The organism is Curtobacterium sp. MCBD17_013 (assembly GCF_003234565.1).
In the GTDB taxonomy this organism is placed as follows: Bacteria; Actinomycetota; Actinomycetes; order Actinomycetales; family Microbacteriaceae; genus Curtobacterium.
Genome location: NZ_QKTU01000001.1, coordinates 25014 through 44824, shown reverse-complemented (window position 1 = coordinate 44824; position 19811 = coordinate 25014). Strand labels below are relative to the sequence as shown.

Annotated in this window: 10 protein-coding genes; 4 read left to right on the top strand and 6 right to left on the bottom strand. The window is 66.8% G+C overall.

Annotated features, from left to right (window positions below; translation table 11 throughout):
• Nucleotides 1–129 precede the first annotated feature (129 nt).
• From DEI81_RS00175 to DEI81_RS00165, 3 genes are read left to right on the top strand one after another with little or no spacing between them, the layout of a single operon-like run.
• A complete protein-coding gene (locus DEI81_RS00175; protein ID WP_111008503.1) occupies nt 130–1380 on the top strand; it encodes an ABC transporter substrate-binding protein in 1251 nt (416 codons plus the stop codon).
• A gap of 3 nt (nt 1381–1383) precedes the next feature.
• Complete coding sequence (locus DEI81_RS00170; RefSeq protein ID WP_111008502.1) at nt 1384–2487, top strand: carbohydrate ABC transporter permease; 1104 nt, start codon at nt 1384–1386, stop codon at nt 2485–2487.
• Nucleotides 2487–3308, top strand: a complete 822-nt coding sequence (locus DEI81_RS00165; RefSeq protein WP_111008501.1) for a carbohydrate ABC transporter permease — start codon at nt 2487–2489, stop codon at nt 3306–3308. The genes DEI81_RS00170 and DEI81_RS00165 overlap by 1 nt, the downstream gene beginning before the upstream one ends.
• 688 nt (nt 3309–3996) lie before the next feature.
• Here DEI81_RS00165 and DEI81_RS15895 read toward each other — a convergent pair.
• The 6 genes from DEI81_RS15895 to DEI81_RS00140 form a co-directional block, all read right to left on the bottom strand.
• A complete protein-coding gene (locus DEI81_RS15895; RefSeq protein ID WP_146243968.1) occupies nt 3997–5013 on the bottom strand; it encodes a hypothetical protein in 1017 nt (338 codons plus the stop codon).
• Nucleotides 5014–5530: 517 nt separating this feature from the next.
• Nucleotides 5531–8443, bottom strand: a complete 2913-nt coding sequence (locus tag DEI81_RS00160; protein ID WP_111008500.1) for a DUF499 domain-containing protein — start codon at nt 8441–8443, stop codon at nt 5531–5533.
• A complete protein-coding gene (locus DEI81_RS00155) occupies nt 8440–11220 on the bottom strand; it encodes a DUF1156 domain-containing protein (protein ID WP_146243967.1) in 2781 nt (926 codons plus the stop codon). The genes DEI81_RS00160 and DEI81_RS00155 overlap by 4 nt, the downstream gene beginning before the upstream one ends.
• On the bottom strand, nt 11217–14441 hold the full coding sequence (locus DEI81_RS00150; protein WP_146243966.1) for a helicase-related protein: 3225 nt from the start codon (nt 14439–14441) through the stop codon (nt 11217–11219). Before DEI81_RS00150 ends, DEI81_RS00155 begins: the two co-directional genes overlap by 4 nt.
• 1564 nt (nt 14442–16005) lie before the next feature.
• Complete coding sequence (locus DEI81_RS00145; RefSeq protein WP_181435272.1) at nt 16006–17247, bottom strand: McrC family protein; 1242 nt, start codon at nt 17245–17247, stop codon at nt 16006–16008.
• Nucleotides 17225–19366, bottom strand: coding sequence for an AAA family ATPase (locus DEI81_RS00140; protein WP_146243965.1), 2142 nt, complete (start codon nt 19364–19366; stop codon nt 17225–17227). The genes DEI81_RS00145 and DEI81_RS00140 overlap by 23 nt, the downstream gene beginning before the upstream one ends.
• A gap of 211 nt (nt 19367–19577) precedes the next feature.
• On the opposite strand from DEI81_RS00140, the gene DEI81_RS15890 reads away from it, so the two are divergent.
• Entirely contained in the window at nt 19578–19796 is a 219-nt protein-coding gene (locus DEI81_RS15890) for a hypothetical protein (RefSeq protein WP_146243964.1), read from the top strand.
• Nucleotides 19797–19811 lie beyond the last annotated feature (15 nt).

Genomic DNA, 19811 nt, shown 5'->3' with positions numbered 1-19811 from the left:
CGTCGCAGCGCATGTTACTGTCAGCGCCTGGTAACGATACCAACGGATTGCATCCGCACTCCTCGCACCGAGTTCCACGAGCGGCGAGACGCGTGCACCGAGCCGAGAACAAGGGAGTTCAGCGTGAAAATGAAGCGATTGCTACCGGTCATCGCGATGACCCTGGCGGCATCAGCGGTGCTCGTCGGGTGTTCGTCGTCGAGCTCGTCGAACACCACCACCGGCACCTTGAGCTTCGTCAACGACAAGTCGTGGGACTTCAAGTCGTTCTCGAAGGTGTCGCAGAAGGACATCGGCGTCTCGCTCAAGTCCTCGACCTACGCGGACCAGCCGGCGTTCCAGGCGTTCGTCAAGCAGTCGTTCCGGACGAACAAGACGCCGGGGCTGTTCACCTGGCACACCGGCGACCAGCTCAAGCAGCTCGTCGACCAGGGCCTCGTCGCGGACACCTCGAGCATCTGGAAGAAGGCGATCGCGAACGGCCAGATCGCCCCGAGCGTCAAGAGCCTCTACACGATCGACGGCAAGCAGTACTGCACCCCGATCAGCGTCGACGACTGGGTCATGTACTACGACAAGTCGATGTTCGCCAAGTACAACTTGACGCCGCCGACGACCTGGGCCGAGATGATGTCCGACGCCGCGGTCCTCAAGCAGCACGGCATCTCGCCGTTCTGGAGCTCGGGCGGCGACCCCTGGGCGTTCGTGTGGTTCCAGATCCTCCTCGCCGGCACGGACCTGAACCTCTACCAGGGCCTCTCGACCGGCAAGGTCTCGTACACCGATCCGCGCGTGGTCAAGGTGATGGACACCTGGCTCGACATGGAGAAGAAGGGGTACTTCAGCGACCCGGGTTCCAAGACGGCGCCCGAGACGCAGATGAAGGACGGCAAGCTCGCCATGATCCCGTTCGGCACCTGGTACGCGTCGACGATCGATCAGGTCGGCCTCAAGCCCGGAACCGACTGGGGCGTGTTCACGATCCCCAAGGTGAACCCGGCGCAGGCCAAGACCCCCGTCGCCATCGAGACCGCGCCGGCGTGCGTGCCCGAGAAGTCCTCCCAGAAGCAGCTCGGGCTCAAGTACTCGGCCTGGTGGATGACCGCGAAGGCGCAGACCGCCTGGTCGAAGCAGCAGAACAACCTGCCGTACAACCCGAAGGCCACCGCCGCGACGCAGACCTTCGTCGACGCGAGCAAGGAACTGTCGAACAACAGCAAGTACGAGACCTACCTGCGCTACTACGAGGCCACGCCGCAGCAGATCCTGACCGAGGCGCTCGACCAGTTCACCGGGTTCATGACGAACCCCGGTGACCCGAAGAAGTACCTGTCGGGCATCCAGCAGGTCGCCGCGCAGTACTGGAAGAGCCACAAGTAACCGATGGCCGACCGCAAATCGACCAACTACCAGGCCGCCGCCTGGGCCTTCCTCGGCCCAGGCGCGGCCGTGGTGGTCCTGGTCCTCTACCTCCCCGTCCTCTACACCGTGTACCTCAGCTTCACGTCGTACACGGGCCTCGGCAGCGCGTCGTTCGTCGGGCTCGCCAACTACGCCTCGATGTTCACGGACCCGGTGTTCACCACCGCGCTCCTCAACACACTGATCTGGGTCGGCGGCTCGCTGCTCATCCCCGTCGGGATCGGGCTCCTCGTCGCTTACCTGTCATTCGGCCTCAAGGGCGCCGCCTGGCTCCGCGTGCCGTTCCTCATCCCCTACGCCCTCTCCGGCGTCGCGGTCGGCATCCTGTTCAACTTCGTGCTGCAGAACGGCGGTGCACTGTCCCAGGCACTCGCGTTCTTGCACCTGCCCGGCAGCGACATCCGCTGGCTCCAGGTGGCCCCGCTCAACACCGTGGTGATGATCCTCGCCGCGTCGTGGCAGGGCATCGGCGTCAACGCGCTGCTGTTCACCGTCGGCCTGCAGTCGATCCCCAAGGAGCCGCTCGAGGCCGCGCGCGTCGACGGCGCCTCCGGCTGGCGCATGTTCCGGTACATGATCTGGCCGCTGCTCCGGCCCTCCACGACCATCGTGGTCGGCCTGTCGATCGTCAACAGCCTCAAGACGTTCGACATCGTCCAGGCCATGACGCAGGGCGGGCCGAACCGGGTGTCCGAGACCCTCGGCGTCACCATGTACCGCGACACGTTCTCGAACAGTCAGTACGGGCTCGGGTCCGCCGTCGCGATCTTCCTCAGCGTCATCACCGTCGCCGCGAGCGTCATCTACCTGCGGCGCCAGCTCGCGATCGGGGACTCCTCGGGTGACGGAGCGGCACGCGGTGGGGCGGGCGCGGGTCGGGCCTCCCGGCGTACGCGCGGTGGCGACGGCGGGACCGGCGCGTCCGGCGGCTCGGCCGGGAGGTCCGCCAGCGGTCCGTCCGATGCCTCGCCTCGGGAGACGGTCGGGGCCGCACCCGCGGCTTCAGCCGCGGCTCCGGCCTCGGCCACAGCTCGGGCCTCGGCCCCGGAACGGAGGGCCGTTTGATGCGGTCGACCATGCCCCGCTACGTGATCCTCGGCGCCATGGGCCTGCTGTGGCTCGTGCCGATCTACCTGCTGTTCGCGAACGCGAGCAAGAGCTCCGCCTCGTACTCCGGAGACAACCTGTGGAGTGCCGGCTCGCCCGTCGGCCTGTGGGACAACGTCATCGCGGTGTTCCAGAACACCGACGTGCCCTCCGGCCTCGGGATCACCGCCGTGTACGCGATCGTCGCGCCGATCATTGCCGTCGCGCTCGGGGCCGCCGTGGCGTTCGCGGTCATCGTGCTGAAGGTGCGGCACGGGTTCTTCTGGTTCTTCATCATCTTCTGCGGCACGGTGTTCCCGCTGCAGATGATGCTCATCCCCTGGTTCTCCGTCTACGCCGACATCGGCCTGTTCGACACCGCGCCCGGCCTGATCATCATCTACGCCGTCGTCGCCCTGCCGTTCTCGGCGTTCGTCATGCGGAACTTCTTCGTCGGCATCGCGCCGAGCGTGTTCGAGGCCGCGGTCGTCGACGGTGCCAGCGTCTGGCGGATCTTCACCCGCATCTACCTGCCGATGTCGCGCAGCGCCCTGGTCGTCGTGTTCATCCTGCAGGCGACATGGGTCTGGAACGACTTCCTCATCGCGCTGATCCTGACCCAGAGCCCCTCGACCCGGCCCGTGATGCCCCTGCTCAACGCGCTGCAGTCCGTCGAAGGTGGCGGCCCCGGGTTCACGATCATCCTGACCGCCGCGCTCCTGGTGTCCCTGCCGACCGCGCTGCTGTTCGGGTTCGCGCAGCGGTTCTTCCAGCGGGGGTTGTCGTTGGGGCAGTACTGAGCGGAGCGACGAAGGTCCATTTGTACCGGTGAAACTTGAACCCATCGCCGTGCTCAAGGATGAGTGCGACCCCACGTCCGATCGCTGCAGCCGCAGGTACGCTGGAGCCAAGTCCGGCCGATCGAAGCCCCCCCAAAGTCGCGGTGTACCAAAGTCCACCACGACCACAACTCGCGGCCCTCTCCGCAAGACCGTGCAGCAGGGTCCTGCAGGCAAGCACGAAGGCGGGCTCTCGGATGCGGGTTTCGACGAACCGGAGCCACACCTCGACCCTCTCCCCCGCGACCTCCACGACGGGCCCTGGGCCGATCTCCTCCCGCGTGAGCGTTACTGGCGTCGGCTGGCATAAGTACTCGTTGATCGCACCACGGGATACGACCATGCCGTACCTGTGGTGTCGGCCATCCCCGCCCCGGTACCACGAGTCCAGACGTCTGATCAAACTTCAGCATTTCCAGCGGCCGCCTGAACCTGCTCATTCGCGTCGGCCTCAGCCACTTCGCGGACACACCATCCCGGTCCGGCTCCGCACCGCGCAGCTCGCTGTCGTATTCACGCACGAGCGCCCGTCGACGGGGCGGCTAGCTCGTCGACGGTGAGCCGCCGCAGGGCCTAACGGTCGGCGACGTTCACGACGAGGACTGCGGATCGACTCGCTGAAGCCGCGGCGCCAACCGCGGCCGCGCATTCAGACTTCTAGAAGCGGCGTCGGCGCCAATGAGATCGCACCTTCGAGGACATCATCAGCTGTTTCTGCAAGCCCATCCACACCAAGAGAAACGTCAGACTGAACGAATTGGACGTCTTCCGTCTCCAATAGGTCCGGCTGTGACATCGATCGAACTGCCTCGATTACCTCCAGGATCGGGAACTCGGCTCGCTTCCGAAGTTCGTCCGTGATGTATCGATCTTCCGCGTCTGGGAGGTTCACCCTACTCGGCATAAGGGAGTCAGCTCGCAAAAATGCCCGAACGAGGAAAAAGCTTTTGTAGTAAAGTTCACTGAATCCACCGTCGTACGGCAGTGGAAGCCGGATGAGGCCCAACCCCTCGTCCTGCCTAGGGGTGTCGCGGGGGCTTTCGGAAGGATAAATTCCGATCCGCAGGCCGGATGCGCCTTGGAGACCGCCAGCTTGAGACTTCACCGTCGTGCCCACCCATTTGTCCGATTGCGGATTGCCGATGAACAAGTCAGCTTTCCAGATGCCGGATATCGAACGCGGCAGCTTTTCACCATTCCCTTTGGAGTGGAAAGCTTGGATGATGTCCGGGATGTGACGTTTAAGCTTAGGCGGCTGCCCACGGTTCCCCACATACAAACGCGAATCCGGAGTAAGAGCCGCGTTCACCGATTCAAGGATCGGGATACGTCCATCCTTTTCCGGGCCGAAGAGGATCGAATCTGCTCCGTCGCCGATTCCGCAGAAATCCTCAAGCACCTGACTTGCGAGCGGGTGGATCAACGGGTCTCGGCGAGCAATCGCGTCATGAACAGCCCACTCGAAGCAAATACCAGCATCCCCCGACCCTTCTCGGTACTCGCGCGCGAGATCCTCTAGGGTGACCTTGTGGTATCCCCCGAGACGCTCGACGCGGGTGATTTTGAGAGAATACAAGGTTGCCTCCAGCACGGGGGCAACCATCGCGTACTTCGCCATCACAGGATCAGACACGCCCGCAGTCTGGAAGCTGCGCATTGTTCGCATGTCGTCGATGCTACGGGACAGGACGAGCGGTCAGAAGACCCGGCGCGCATCCGGTAACCACGCTCGACCGCCGGGGCGATCAGCCGTGTTCGGGCCCTCCGCCGTCAGCGGGTAGGACAGACGGCTCTTCACGCCGCGGCGGAGCGAAGGCCGGAGCCATGATGCTCACGGCGACTATCGCGAGAGTGACGATGAGTGAAAGTGTCAGGACAACCGCAAAGAAGACCACACCCATCCCCGCATCTCCCGACCTAGCGTCGGACGAGCCCGTACGAGCGCATCCGGGACTGTCACAAGCCACAGGGCAGCTTCATCGAGATGGTCGCCGCCAACGACACGACGCTGGATGTCTCGTGCACGCTGGATCAGCAGGTCTGCGAGAACCTCAATCTGCGCCCCGACGACTCCATCAGGCAGCTCGAGCTCTTCTTGCCAAAGGCCCCTCCCGCGGGGCGCTCACGAACTTCCGCGGCGGGCATCCCATTGGGAGCCGGCCGCAGAAGTTGCGAGCCGTCGGTCAGAAGTCGTCGTCCTCCACGATGACCTGCGCGCCGAGCGCCTGCGCCTTCGCCTCGATGGCACCCTGGTCACCCTCGGCGGTGACCAGGGTGAGATCCAGGCTGAACAGCTGGTGGTCGGCCTGAGCGGCGGGGTCCATGACCTTCCGCAGCTCCTGCAGCAGCTGCCAGGCCTGCTCGCGCGCATCGCCGGTGATGCTCTTGTTGGACAGCTGCAGCCGGTAGCGCTTGTAGACGGTGGGGCCCGTCGGCGGGGCCGGCGGCGGCGGGATCGTGCCCGGCCTGTCGCCACCATGGTCACTCCAGGGCAGCTGACCCCCGTCGCCAGGCTGCTGGCCACCGCCGTGCTGGTCGCCGCCACCCGGAGTCGAAGTCGGTGGCACCGGGTCGGGCTGTCGGCGACGCAGGGTCTGATTGATCGAGTTGATCGAGATTTGTGCGGGGCTTGCCACGGCGAGACGGTTGCCGTCGGCGTCGACGAGTTCCCATTCGCCGGTGATCAGCTCGAAGAGCACGCGACGGATCTCGTCCGGAGACGTGACCAGCGGGAAGGCCGGATTCTTGTAGAACGCCTGAACGATCTCGCGCGGGGTCAGTGCCCGGTCGAACTCGTCGATTAGCGCAGCCAGGTAACCGGCGCTCAGCCCGGCCGACTGGGTGGCGCGGCCGGCGTCGATCAGCGCCGTCCAGACGTGGCCACCGTTGAGCGCGGTGCGAGTGTCCTCGTCGAACCGCTTGTACTCCACGTGCAGCTCACCGGCGCGCACCAGGTAGGCATAGTGCTGGTAGGCGCGCTCGATGTCGCGGTGCAGCTTCTTCAGCGCCTCGTCGTGCTTGGCAGTGGCCTCCTTCAGGTCATCCTCGGTGTCGGCGGAGAGCTGCTTGATGACCTCACGCCAGGCCAGCACCTCCGCGGCGCGCTTGAACGCAATGTCCCGGCGCTGGGTATTGACGCAGGCGACGACGCAGCTGGCGGCGTTGTCCACCCGCAGCGGGTGGTCACCGAGACCGAGCAGGGCGGTGATGTCCTCCCGGCTCGCGGAGTCCTTGCCGTTGAGCAATGTCCAGCGCCGTGGGTCCAGCAGTACCAACCGGGCCTCGTTGCTGTCCACGCCCTCGAAGGTGTTCTCCAGCGGCTCCCCGCCGGTGGGCATGTCGACCGTCACGAGGTTGTCGAAAGCGCCCTTCGACGCCAGCTTCTGCGCCTGCTCCCACACCAGTTCGCCGCGGGCCTCCGGCGGGACGACGGCTGCCGCCGCGGTGAAGTACATGCGCAGCGTCTGCTTGATCGACAGGTGGTAGCGTGCTGGCGCATTGGTGGGGGTGGTCACTTCGAGGGCACCGAGGCCCTCGTCACCGGTGAGCTTGTTGAAGACCTCCTCGGCCGCCGGGTACGGCGTCAGGGCACCAGCAGGCCCAAAGATGGCGAGCATGAGCTCGGCCTTCGTGGCGCCGCGGCGTGCCTGTCCCCGGCTCACGATCGAATAGCACAGCAGGGCGGTAGCCATGCGGACTGCGGGTGCCGGCTGGTCAACGGTGACGCCGTCTCGCCGCAGCACCGCGTCGACGTTCACCGCACGACCACTCTGTCTGTCGGAGCTGGTGACGTCGGTGTTGGCCACGGCCCGGTAGCCCTGGATGGCGCGGTCGTTGCCCAGCAGCAGACCGGAGGACAGCAGCTGCTCCAAGGCGACGGTGAGCGGAATGTCACCGACGCCGATCAGCGGCGGGGCCCACCGGCCGGCCTTGTGCTCCGTGACCCAGTGCAGCGCGGTGCGAGCGAAGATGGCGACGGTTGAGCGAACGCGCTGGAAGCCAGAAACCTGCGACCATTCCTCGCGAACCAGGCGCATCAGCTCCGGGTGGAACGGGTAGCTGGCCGTCACCCGCTCCTCGAACCCGAGCAGACCACGGTTGGCCCCCAGCTTGTCGAGCACCTGGTGCTTCCAGGTGCCGTCGGCGGCAGCGGCGACCCGGCGGGTCAGGTCCCAGAGGGGCAGCTCAGCATCGGGGAGCTCAAACAGCCGCCGGCGGATGATCGCGGAGAAGTCCTGCGCCTCTGTGACGGCGACGGTCTGGCCGTTGCGGACCAGGCGGGCGGCAACGTAGTCACGGAAGTCCACCGCCGCAGGCGAGTAGCCGCGTTCGTCGAGTTCGGAGCGGATCATCACGACGACGAACGCCACCCGCGGCACGTCGTCGCAGGCGTCCATCAGCGCGTTGATGAACGCCTTCTCGCTCGGCATCGTGGCGATGTGGGCAGCGTCGGCGAGCGCCATGACGTAGTCCATGAGCTCGTCGAGCAGGATGAGTACCGGCCGATTGGTCTCGCTCAGCGCCTGCTGAAGGGTGCCCTTGTTCGGTCCGGCGGCGACGTAGCGCTGGTAGCGGTCCATGTTGCCGCCGACGAGCGCCCAAATGAACCGCTCAAACAAGTTGGTAGCCGGGCCGAACACCTCGTTGGTGGCACCTGGGCTGAAGTAGTCCGCGGTGAGTGTGACGGTGACTGCGTCGGTGAGGTCGACCTCGCCTATTCCGTGGGCGGCCTCAGCGTGCACCTGCTGGCCCAGATCGGTGGCGAAGAAGCTCTCGGGGCTCTTGGCCATGTGGAATAGCCCGACCAGCGCGTGGCTCTTACCGCCACCCATGCCCTGGTCGAGGTGGAACAGCGCCGAAGCGTCGGCGGTGGTGCCCAGCCGGCGGGCGACCCGTGCGAAGAAGCCGACGAGGTTGGGGGTCGGTTCGGTGATGTCGCCGTAGTAGTCGACCTTGCGGTAGGGCACGTCAACGGTCTGGTATGCGGCCTTGTGCAAGCTCATCTGCAGCTCACCGACCGACCCGTCGGAGGCGCGGACCTCGGGCCGCAGCTCGAGGATGTCCGCCCAGTGCTGGGCGGAGTCATTGGTGGTCACGCCAGGTCCTCCCCGAACAACGTGGGCTGAGCCCGCGCCTCCGAATCTGCCGCGGCCGCGGCGGCCACGTACTCGATCATGGTTCCGATTGTTCCGGCGTTGCGCTGGACCGCCGTAAGGGCCTTCGCAACCGGGTCGCTGGTCGGCAGCTGCCGGACGATCTCGGCGACTATGGCCCACAGGTGGGCGTCGTTGGCCTGCCGGTCGGCGGTGGCCAGGACGCCTGCGACGGCCTCGGTGCCGCCGTTGTCCCAGGCCTTCGCCATCGCCCGCGCGACCTCAAAGTGCGAGGACCGGTCGCTGACTGCGTCGGGAGCGTCCAGCCGCAGCTTGAAGCCACCCTTACTCTCGGTCAGCAACGCCCCGCGCAGCTCTTCCAGCCGCAGGTTGTCGGCTTGCGCGAGGAACCGGGCCTCTCCCTTCGGGACGTCCGTGCGGCCGTAGAGACGCTGCCAGAACACTGCAAAGCGGGTGGGGGCGTCGAAGGTTTCCAGCGGTAGCTGGTCGAGCTTGAGGGCGGTCGCGTCCCGGACCGCGGCGCGGGCCAGGGTGAGGTAGCGGTCTAAGCCGGCCTCTTCGCCCCCGGGGGACAGCACCTCGCTGTAGCCGCCGTAGACCTCCATCGCAGGCCCGTAGGCGGCCATGAGCTGGTCGGTGAGTGCCAGTCCGTCGGCGTCCCACTGCCGCACCGCGGCCTTCACTGCGGATGTGACCTCGCGGTCGACCTGAGCGACGGTGGCAATCGGCCGCTGCGGTGCGGCGACCCTGCAGCCGATGGTGACGGTGACCTTGATGCTGGCGACGCCGGTGTTGGACGTCTCGGTGCGCGACGGCCAGGAGCTGGTGACAACGAACCCGGCGTCGCGCAGTGCGCCGAGCAGCCGAAGCCATGCGTCGGGGTCCGAGTGGCCGAAGACGACGACGAGGTGGCCATCCGCCCGCAGGACACGCTTTGCCTCGGCGAAGGCGCGACCGAGCATCTGCTCATAGAACTCGCGGGTGCGGTGCTCACCGGGGGCGTTTCCGCGCTTGACGATGATCTCGTCGGTCTTGTCCTGCACGCCGACACCGGCGAACAGGTCGGGCATCACGTCGGCCAGGCAGCGCTTGAGCCAGACGTAGAACAGGTCGGAGGCATCTCCGTAGTCGATCATGTTGTAGTACGGGGGATCGCACACCACCGCGTCGACGGTGCCATCGCGGAAAGGCAGGGCGACCGCTGACGCGCGTCGGAAGCGGCCGGGTTCCGCGTTGGGCGACTCGGCGATGACCTTCTTCAGGGCCTGCAGTCCGCTGCCGGTCACGCTGTCCCATGTGCCGGGACCGGTCCCCGGACCGGACTCGAGGTAGTCGAACTGGAAGGAGACCTTGCTCTCGTCGGCGAAGATGTCGTGCACCTGCACCCACGTACCCTTGCGAGTCGCGTTGCCGCCGAACGCCCGCAACTTGGCGCCGCGGGTCGACATCCGCAGCCGGCGCTGCATCGTAGCGGCGACGTACCCAGCCAGCGCCGCGGCGTAGTCGGTGGACGCTCCCGCAGCCAGCAGGCCCGCGTGCACGGCACGGATCGCGCGTGTGGTCTCAGCGAACAGCAACGTCTGGCGGGGGTTCATCAGGTCCCCATATGTGCGGTAGCCGTAGCCGCTGGCCCGGATCGTGTCCTGGTTGCCAGCCGGAATGGGCTCGTCGGGGACGGCGGGCATGTTGCCGACCGGCGGTAGGGTGGCGAGGTCCACGCGGGCCGCGGCGTCGATCTCGTCCCGACGCGGCACGCGGAAGGTCTTCCCGAGCCCCTCGTTCTCCTCGCCGACCGCGAGCAGTGCGTCGTCGTACTGACCGGCGAAGCCCTTCCCCTTGACCGAGTCCAGGCTGTGCACGTGTCCGCAGAACAGGCACCGGGCGCTCTTTCCCTTACGGCCGGCAGCGGCGGAGAAGGTGGGTTCCTGCGTCGGCGCACCGTCGATGACCTCGCTGCGCCACCGGTCGCCGTCGGCGATCAGCAGCAGTGACTGCCCGAGGTCGCCGTCGCGGCCGGAGGGGAACTGCAGACGCATGTTGCCCACCAGCGGGAAATGTCGGCGGCAATTGTCGCAGGGGATGGTGACCGCCCACAGGTAGGCCCAGGGGAAGCGGCCGTTGGCGGCCTTCGGGTAAAACCCGGCCACGGCATCGGCGACGCGTTGCTCCACCTCGGCGAGGACCGTGCGGACGTCGACGACGAGGCGGGGCTCGTCCTCGCCGAACAGCACTTTGCGGGCCGCGTCGCCGGCGGGCTTGAAGGGCAGTGGTGGCTCGTCGCTCCAATCACGCATCGGATAGTCGGCCAGCAGTCGGCCGCCCAGGGTGGCCACCGGGCTCAGGTCCGTACCGACGGCGGTCACGCCGAGCCGGGCAGCCTCAAGCGGGATGATTCCCCGGCCCGAGAAGATGTCGAGCACGACGGGACGGCCAGCCGGATAGGCGTTGCGGATACGCGCGCTGAGATCCTCCAGGGCCGCGCGGTCACCGTGACGTACCGCAGCTCGGATCAGGTCCTTCGCGCCGTCTTCAGCGGGGGCCAGTGTGGCCAGCACGGCCGCACGAGCTTGCGCGATCGGACGGGAGGCGAACCAGGTGAACAGCGCCTTCTCGCTGCGGCCGGAACCGGCGGTCGTGCCGACGGCGGCATCGACGTCGGCACAGGGGAACCAGTGGTCTATCAGCCGTTCACGCATGTCCCCGACCGTGCCGGTACTGCCTGCTGCGGCAGTCGCCTGTGCAGCCCCGTTGTTCGTCACTCGTCGTCCTTCATCAGTCGCTTCAAGTCGGTGACCTTGATTTGGAACCGTTCAATGCGCCGGGGACCGGCGGCCAACCGGCCGGCCGGGTCCTGCGCGCGAAGAGCGACCGTGGCCGCGGTCGCGCAGTTGGTGACCACGTACAGCCAGTAGTCCTCGCCACGCTGCTGGGCCTGCGCCCACTCGTGCTGCTCCAGCCACACCGGCATGAGCCCGTCCTGGAAGCCCTTGACCTCGACCAGCCGCTGCTCACCGGTGTGACGGTGACGGGCGAACAGGTCATAGCCGACACCGGCGGTCTGTCGGTCATCGACGACGAATCCCAGCCGCTCGAGCTCCTCGAGCACGGTGGCGATGGCAGCCTTCTCGCTGTTGGGGTCGTAGCCGAGTTCGGCGCTGCGAACGCCGGATGCCACCTGAGCCCAGCCGATGAGCCGCGGGGCGGTGCCGGTGACCTTGCCGATGTCTTCCAGCTGCCGCAGCCGCTCATCCTTGAGCACGGCGAAGGCCTCGCGCCGCTCGCGGCGGATGCCGGCCGGTAGCTCGTCGAGCTCATCGAGGTAGCGGTACTCAACCTGGTCGAGCTGCTCACGGGCCTTCACCACCCAGGCGCCCCGTTCGGAGCGCACACGCTCGACCTCACGGATGAGTGCAGTCTGCGCCTGGGCCATGCCGTCGGTGCGCACCGCCGGCGGCAAGGACGCCGCCGCAGGGGTGCCGGTGGTGTCCGCGCGCAGGGTCATCAGCGATTCCCAACCGATCTCGAACGCACCGGTGCCGGAGAACCGGATGAGCAAGGGCGCCTTGCGGCGGTGCCGATGGACGCCGTCGTGGGCCTCGACTTCACCGTCGTAGATGAGCAGCGTGTAGTCGGTCAGCGCGGCCGTGTCGATCAGCTGCGTGCCGCGGATGAGCTCGGACTCGCCCTCGGTCAAGGCCAGGTCGACCAGCTCCGCGAACGGCTCCTCGGTCGGGCCGAGGACCACGACGTCGTCGAGGCCCTGGGAGCCGTCGTTGATCGCCTGACGCACCGAGGCGCCGTCGGCGGCGATGAGCCGCTCGAGTCCGCCGCCGAGTGCGGGCGGGAGCGAAACCTGGGCGCTGACCTCGCGGATGCCCATCGCCGGGCCGGGACCCAGCACCCAGGTGCGGGCACGGGCGAGCTGGTCGACGAACGCGTCCACGATGACCGGATTGATCGCCTCGAGCCGGTCGGCGCGGAACCGGGCCATCGCCTCGGAGGTGTTGGCCGGGGTGTGCAACCGGTCCTCGTCGGCGACCAGCTCGCGGGCGACGTCGAGCAGCTCCCGCGCGTCAGGCAGTGACACCTGCATCGCGGCACCGCGCTGGGCCTCGACGAGGGCACGGCCGTAGTCGAACCCGGCGCGTGCGGCGGTGGCGTCGAGCAGGTCGAAGATCCGGCCCCCGAGGGACTGTCCAGCGGTCTCCAGGTTCTGCAGCACGACCTCCTGGACGCGGCCCTCGCGGGTCGCGGGTGCGACCAGGTGATAGATGTGCACGGCATTTTTCTGACCGATGCGGTGCAGCCGGCCCATCCGCTGCTCCAGGCGGACCAGCGACCAGGGGATGTCCCAGTCGAGCATCACGTGCGCGGACTGCAGGTCGATGCCCTCCCCACCGGCATCGGTGCTGACCAACACCTGGAACTGGCCGTCGAGGAAGCGCTGCTGCAGCTGGTCGCGCTCCCGATGGCCGACGGCGCCCTCAAGGGTGTCGACGGTGAACGCGGCGGCGACGAACTCGTCGGTCAACCAGCGGGCGGTGTCGGCGAACTCGGTGAAAACCAGCAGCTGGCCCTCACCGGGACGGATGCCGTGCTTGCCCATCAGCTCGCAGGCCAGCCGCCACTTCGTCGACCGCTCGGCGGCCGCCTGCTTCAGGGTGTCCAGCACCGCGCCGATCCGGTCGAGCTCCTCGCCCTTGTTTCGGCTGCGGGCGCCGACAACCGTTTCCTCGGCGCGATGCCAGGCGTCGTCGTCGGCGACCTCGAACTCCAGGTCGGCGCCGGCGCCGACGAACTCCTCAGGGACGGGCGCATCGGTGCGGCCGCTGGCCGGACCGCGCAGCGCCTCCTCACGGCGGCGGATTGTGGCGGCGGCCGCCACGATCGAGGAGGCGGCGCGCTTGCCGTAGATCGACCGAGCCAAGGTGGCGTTCTCACCGTAGAAGGCATCGACGTAGTCCATGACCGCGGTGTAGGCGGCCTCCTCTGGACCGGTGAGATCGACCTGAACGGTCTCGGCGTACCGCGCGGGGAACAGCGGGCGCCCCTCGAGGTCCTTGAGCTCCTCCTTCATGCGGCGCAGGAAGGACAGCGTGCTTGGGCGCAGTGCGTTGTCGTACTCGGTCTGCCGCTGATCCCAGGGGTAGAGCGTCGGGTCGAGCAGGTTCAGCAAGCCGCGGAAGAAGTGCTCCTTGCCGCGATGCGGCGTGGCGGTGAGCAGCAGCAGGTGATGGGTGCGCACCGACAGTTCACGCGCGGCGGTGAGGTACTGCGACGTCGGGGTGAGGCGGTGCGCCTCGTCGAAGACGGCCAGCGACCAGGAGGCGCGCGCGCCGGCGACCTTGCGGCGCACGTCGTTGTTGTAGGTGAACAGGTCCACCGAGACGACCCATACGCTGACCCGCGGGTCGAGCTCCTTCGGGTCGCGGGCGAGCTCGGGGGTGAGCCGGTCTGCCTCGATTGCGAAGTAGCGGTGCAAGTCGCGGCGCCACTTCTCGACCAGGTGGGCGGGAACGACGATGACGGTTCGTCCGGGGATCAGGCCGCGCCGCGTGCCCTCGGCGAGATACATCCCGGTCATGATCGTCTTGCCGGTACCGGGCTCATCGGCGAGAAGGAACCGCAGCCGCGGCTGCGCCAGCATGTGGGTGAAGACGGCCTCGTCCTGGTGGGCGAAGGGCTTCAGCGGGCGTGTTGCCAGCACCGCCGAGCGGATACGCGGCACGGCGTACTGCATCCACCGGCCCCACAGCCCAGTCAGCGCGCGTTCCGGGTGGCCACCGGCGTCGTTGACCGGCACGTGCGCGCGGGCAAGGTCAGCGGCATCCAGCGACGCCCGGTCGAGCGAACCGTCGCTGCGGCTGAAGATCAGCTCGGCGCCGATCAGCGTCGGTGTCGCCGCGATCACGGTGACCAACTGCCCGTCGATGGTGACCTGCGCACCTGGGTCGGGCAGCGCGGTAGGCGTGCTAGTCACGACATTCTCCCCATTGTCACCGGCGGTACCGTCCCGCAATTGGTCGCCGCCGCAGCTATTTCGGGGCGCAGAGTGCTTACGTTACGTGATCCGACACTCACATCCGAACCGGGGCGAGCGTTCCGCCCATCAGTCACAAGTCGTACTGCGCAGCGCGCGTAGTGGGCCGCCGATCTGCCGCCGCGGGAGGCCTGCCCTGCGCGCCGGCGTGGAAACCGCAGCTACTACTTGACCCCTCGCTATCCGTCGTTCCCGACGCCGAGTGCGCCCGTTCGCAGGAGCGGGGCGCTGGGCGAAGCGAGCACCGGAGGCGGAGGCGGGGGCCGCCGCTCCGCTCCTCCGTTCTGGGCACCGAAGGCATCTCCCGCGACATGCACGCCTGCAGCAGGTCCGTTACCTTCAGCCGTCCGCGCCGCAATCGCAGAGCGGACGCGTGCGGTACTCGGCGATCACGACTCAGACCTGGTTTCGGAGCTCTGATCCGACCGTCGGCGAGCCCGCACCCGCAAAACTGCTCCAAACGTTCGATTCCGACACGATCATGGACCGCCTGCTGGCCATCGCTGCTCACTTCGCTTGGTCGACAGAAGGCAAAGCAGCTCGGTCCGAGCGGGTCAGGTCAGCCGCAGTGCGAGGTCGGCTGAGGGGTTCAGCCGCAGCGTTCCGGGCTCGAGGATGGCGACACTGCCTGGTGAACGGTTCCTTGCGAGGATGACGCCGCGCACCTCGTGCTGATCGCCACCGTCCGCGGGGATTCGGATCGATGTGTTAAGGAACCGGTGGTATTTCCCGGGAAGCACGAGCTCGGTCGGACCTGGACGATGCCGCGATGGAACATTGCCTGCTCCGCCCTCGCGTACGTCCCCTCCGTGTTCCGGTCGCCGCCGGTGTGGGAGGTCCATCGCCTGCGCGCGTTAGAGAATAATGCGTCCTGGGCGAGGAGCACGTCGACGGGGTCGTTGTCGGGCGGCTCGAGGCCGGGCGATCTGCCTTTTCGGGATGCCAGACAGCGACAGGGCCGCGGACTGCGGGATCGCGGCTTTCGCGGCCGATGCTTTCGCTCCCCCGGGACTCGCGATCACCGTTCCCGTGACGGTGACATCACGCCATCCTCGACCCAGCCAGATGGTCCGCTTGGACAGGTGCCGGTATCCGAACTGGTTGCGTTGGTAGAACTTGAGCAGCTGTGCGCGGCTTCACGTCTGTGTGTAGCGCGAAGTAGCGGTGAGATTCGTTCCGGCCGGCCACGAGAGACCGAGGCGACGACTTGCGCTTCGCTGCGCACGATGGATCGTGGGGCGGCTGGAGTACCTGACGCACCGGCCCGCTCGAACGCTGGCCGTCCATCTGCCAAAGAAGAGCAGCTGTGGCACCGAACGGTGCCCTTAAGAGAGCGCACCAGATCTGCATCAGCGACGCAACGAGAAACCCCCCGCTTCAACGGGGGCTTTCCTCGGTGTCACCGGCGGGATCTGAACGCACTGCAACGAATTTTCCCCGCCCGTATGATGTGTCGCGGACACAATCAGTGTTGAGCAAAGAAACTCGGCTCCTGCGCGGCCCGTCAAGGGTCTGACGCCAACTCGAGGGCGAAAGTACCAACTCGCCCAGGACAATTCGCACGGTGCTTCAGCGCGACCGAGCGCGCGACCGACGCGAACTGCTCGAAAATTACGAGCAGCGGCGCATCGAGTTCAACGGCGCTGCGCTGCACAGAGATCCCACCGAGCAGACGCACGGCGGGGAGGCCCTCAGCGCCAGCGGCGTACACAAGGTGGCCTGCCCGTAGGCCGAAGCGCTGGCAGTACGCAGCCATCTGGTAGAGGTCGGCGTTCGGGTACTGGCCGCCCTTCTCAATCTTGTACTTGACGTCGATGCACGCTTGAACCTGCCCATCAACACGCCAGACGAGGTCAGGCGCGATCTTGACCAACCCCCCGACGTCGAGCGTCGTTTGGTACTGCGACACGAGCTCTCCCCCGTACGGCTCGAACGCCTCGCTCAGGGCGACCGACACGAAGTCTTCGAAGACCGACCACATATCGACCAGGAATCCGGTGCCGATCACCGACCCCGAGCGCTGGTCGATGGAGGACCCAGAGAGAACGAGTCGCGCCAGTTCGAGTACAGCCGTGTAGCGCGCGTTCCGCCGGTCCCTCCTCACAGTGGGTAGTCGCGCCCCGACTGGCAGCGCCGTCACCGCGGCGAGCACCCGCACCATCCTCCGCAGCGACCCGACGACGTCCGCTGGAACTCCCGGTAGCCGCAACAACAGCAGCGCCGCGGTGAGTACGAGCTGGTTCTCCGGGATGTCTTCCACGTAGTCGTCGAAGGACACCTCGACCGGGAGCGGCTGGCCGCCTCGTCGCGTCAGCTGGTCACCGATCCTCCACCGACCGCGCATGAGTGGCAACGCTTCTTCCCGCGTCACGTACCCCCGGAGCGGTCCTCCAGTGAGTGCCCGCGAGGCTTGCCGTACGAATGCGTGCGCCAGAGCAGGCACAAGCTCTTCGTCCTCCTCGTATCCGACATCGTCGGACGTCCAGATGGAGCTCCCGCTGCGCGCGTAGCCGAGCAGTGCGAACAGCCGCCGCACGGGTGTCTTCGGACGAATCCACACGGTGTGGCCGGCGATACGCACGACGCCGACCTTCCGCACGCCGCTGACCTGGTACTCGTCAGTGCCGAAAGTCGGCGCAACGGACGCGATGCCGGCCGTGACCAGGCCGACGGCCACCGCTCGCGGCAAGCGGTACACCTCCGGCCGGTCCGCCTCGCGGAGCTCAATCGATGTCGTCGGCAGCATCTGTGTGGAGGTCCGAGATGGGCGCCGACGCCTGCTTGCGAAGCGCTGCCAAGCCATACCGCGCGTCGAGGTCAATCCCCTCTCCGTAGTGGTACTCCGCCAGGAGCGGCAGGATCTCGTACCGCCAAACTGCAGCGACACCGGCGTCATCGAGATCACGCATGAGGAACGACGGGCCCACCTTCGCGTCGTGCTCGATGATGGCCCCATTGAGCCGGTCGAGCAGGTCGGCACGGTCGTCTTGGAGGCCCTGGGCGGCGACCCAGCTCGGCAGGACGTCCTTCACGGGGATGCGGTCCGGGTGCAGCTCAACGAACGCGAAGCGCCGCCGCATGGCGGCGTCGAGCATCGCAATGGACCGATCTGCGGTGTTCATCGTGCCGATGACGAAGATGTTGCTCGGCAGGGTGAACGGCTCGTCGCTGTAGAGGAGGGAGATCTCGCTGTCACGGTACTCGAGGAGGAAGTACAGCTCGCCGAAGACCTTCGCGATGTTGCCGCGGTTGATCTCATCGATGACGAGGAAGAAGTTGCTCTCAGGATTGTCCGCAGCTGCATCGGCAAGGCGGCGGAGCGGGCCCTTCCGCAGTGTGAACTTGAGGTTGCCGGCCTCGTCGCTGGCAACGGGACGGAATCCCTCGAAGAAGTCCTCGTACGAGTAGGTGGGGTGGAACTGCACGATCGTTGCGTCGCCGTCGCTGCCGCTTGTCACATGCGCTGCCAGCGCCTGAGCGAGGAATGTCTTGCCGGTACCCGGAGGCCCGTAGAAGATGACCTGCTTTCGCCGTTCGAGCAGGTCGAGCGTCTCCTGCAACCACGGCACAGGTATGTACAGCGTGTTCGCGAGCGCAGATGTCGCGGACGGGAAGGCGACCCTGTCGGGACGGACGCCGTCCATGTCATCCTCGGCGGCCGCCCCTTCCCGACTGGGCTCCAGATCGGGCACGTCGTCGGAGCGAGACCAGATGGAGTTCAACGGTCCCTGGTAAAAGTCGATGGCACCGTTGTTCTTGACCTGCAGGGCGAGCGTGATGAGCTGGAACAGCCTGTCTGGATCCTCGTGCTCCGGATCATCAGCGTCGCCGGCAACTTCCCCGCGGAACGCAACACGGATTTGGTCGCGGTCGGCGCTCGAAACGACTTCGCCGAACGCCTCGGGGTGAACGAGGTACATGAGCTCGTTGCGCTGGGTCGGGAAGGGGCTCCCCGGAACCTGAAGGACGAAGTCCCGCCACCGCCACGGGTCGTTCAGCAGGTCGTCCCGTTCCGCGTCGGACAGGTCCACCCACTGGCGTACCAGTCTGACCACGATCGACAGCGCACTGTGAATCCCGTGGGCCATGCCTTGCCCCGGATTGAAGGACCACGAGCGGAACGCATCATCGACCTCCGCGGGTACGAGGACGCGCTCGTTCATCTGTTCGAGCAGCACGCTCACGCGCTCACGCTTCTTGCGTTCTCCCGGGTTCTGCAACGGGAGCACCTGCCAAGCGATGAGTTCCGCCATGAGCAACCGCGCGTCATCCGTTGCTTCGGCGAACTGCGTCCGGAGCTTGTCGGCGAACGACGAACCGTCCACCTCCTCCTGCTCGACGAATCGACGCATGAGCTCCTCCGCGACGTCTTGTCGCCACACCGAGCGGCCCTCAGCAAACACCGACGACATCGTCCGAAGCCCCCGTTCGCGGAATCTGCCCGCAACCTGGCGGACCTTCTCCGCGCGTGGGTGAGGTGGCAGGACCACTGAACGTCGAAGCGCCGCCTGATCTTCTCTGAGAACACGCGTTGCCTCTCGGGCACGAGCGACCGCCGAACGCTCGAAAGCGACCGGATCGTCGTCCTCCTCAAGGGCCGCTAGGCCTGCCTCAGTGATTGCCCAAAAGCCGTCGCCGGACTTCGTCATGTAACCGGCACGCACGAGGTCCGAGGTCGCGAACCAGAATCCGTTCATCGCGCGCGGCTCAGGGCGTGATGCGACATGGACGAGGTCCTCCTCGGTCAGCGGCACCTCGGCCGCGACCGCCTCCCACACATCCCCGCGTCGCAGAGGGACCTCGCTTCGCGCGAGCAACTCAAGCGCGTACCGGAGTCTCGCTGCCTCTCGATCTCTATGGGACATGCAGGACCTCCTGTCGAGCCTCCGTCTTCGCGAGGCAGCGTCAACTTGAAGCGTAGAGCCTGGAAGCGCCAACGACGTGAGCCTCCTGAGCCCTCCCCCAAGCTCGGCCCACGGGTCGATGCGCAAGGAGCGCGCTCCCCGTTGCTGACGTCGGCGTGACCTACCGAACCGCGCCCCGAAAGCCGACGCGATCGCGGCGGTCCGATGGGTCGTGGCGAAGTTCGCGGCGTCGATCTCGGCGTCGATGCCCGAGTACTGCCCGTTCTCGTACGACGTCTCGATCGTCGACGAAAGGAACGTCGGACTACTGGTCACGAAGCAGCCGACCTACTCGCTGCACCTGTTCGGGGACTGCGACGAGGTGGATACAACGACGGCACGGTCGACGTCGCCTTGCCGGTACTTACCTCAACCCCACGACGGACGATGAACTCGTTCGAGCTCG

Coding starts and splice junctions, on each gene's coding strand:
- DEI81_RS00175 (WP_111008503.1), top strand. CDS start 130: ATGAAGCGATTGCTACCGGTCATCGCGATGACCCTGGCGGCATCAGCG.
- DEI81_RS00165 (WP_111008501.1), top strand. CDS start 2,487: ATGCGGTCGACCATGCCCCGCTACGTGATCCTCGGCGCCATGGGCCTG.
- DEI81_RS15895 (WP_146243968.1), bottom strand. CDS start 5,013: ATGCGAACAATGCGCAGCTTCCAGACTGCGGGCGTGTCTGATCCTGTG.
- DEI81_RS00140 (WP_146243965.1), bottom strand. CDS start 19,366: ATGTCCCATAGAGATCGAGAGGCAGCGAGACTCCGGTACGCGCTTGAG.
- DEI81_RS00145 (WP_181435272.1), bottom strand. CDS start 17,247: ATGCTGCCGACGACATCGATTGAGCTCCGCGAGGCGGACCGGCCGGAG.
- DEI81_RS00170 (WP_111008502.1), top strand. CDS start 1,384: ATGGCCGACCGCAAATCGACCAACTACCAGGCCGCCGCCTGGGCCTTC.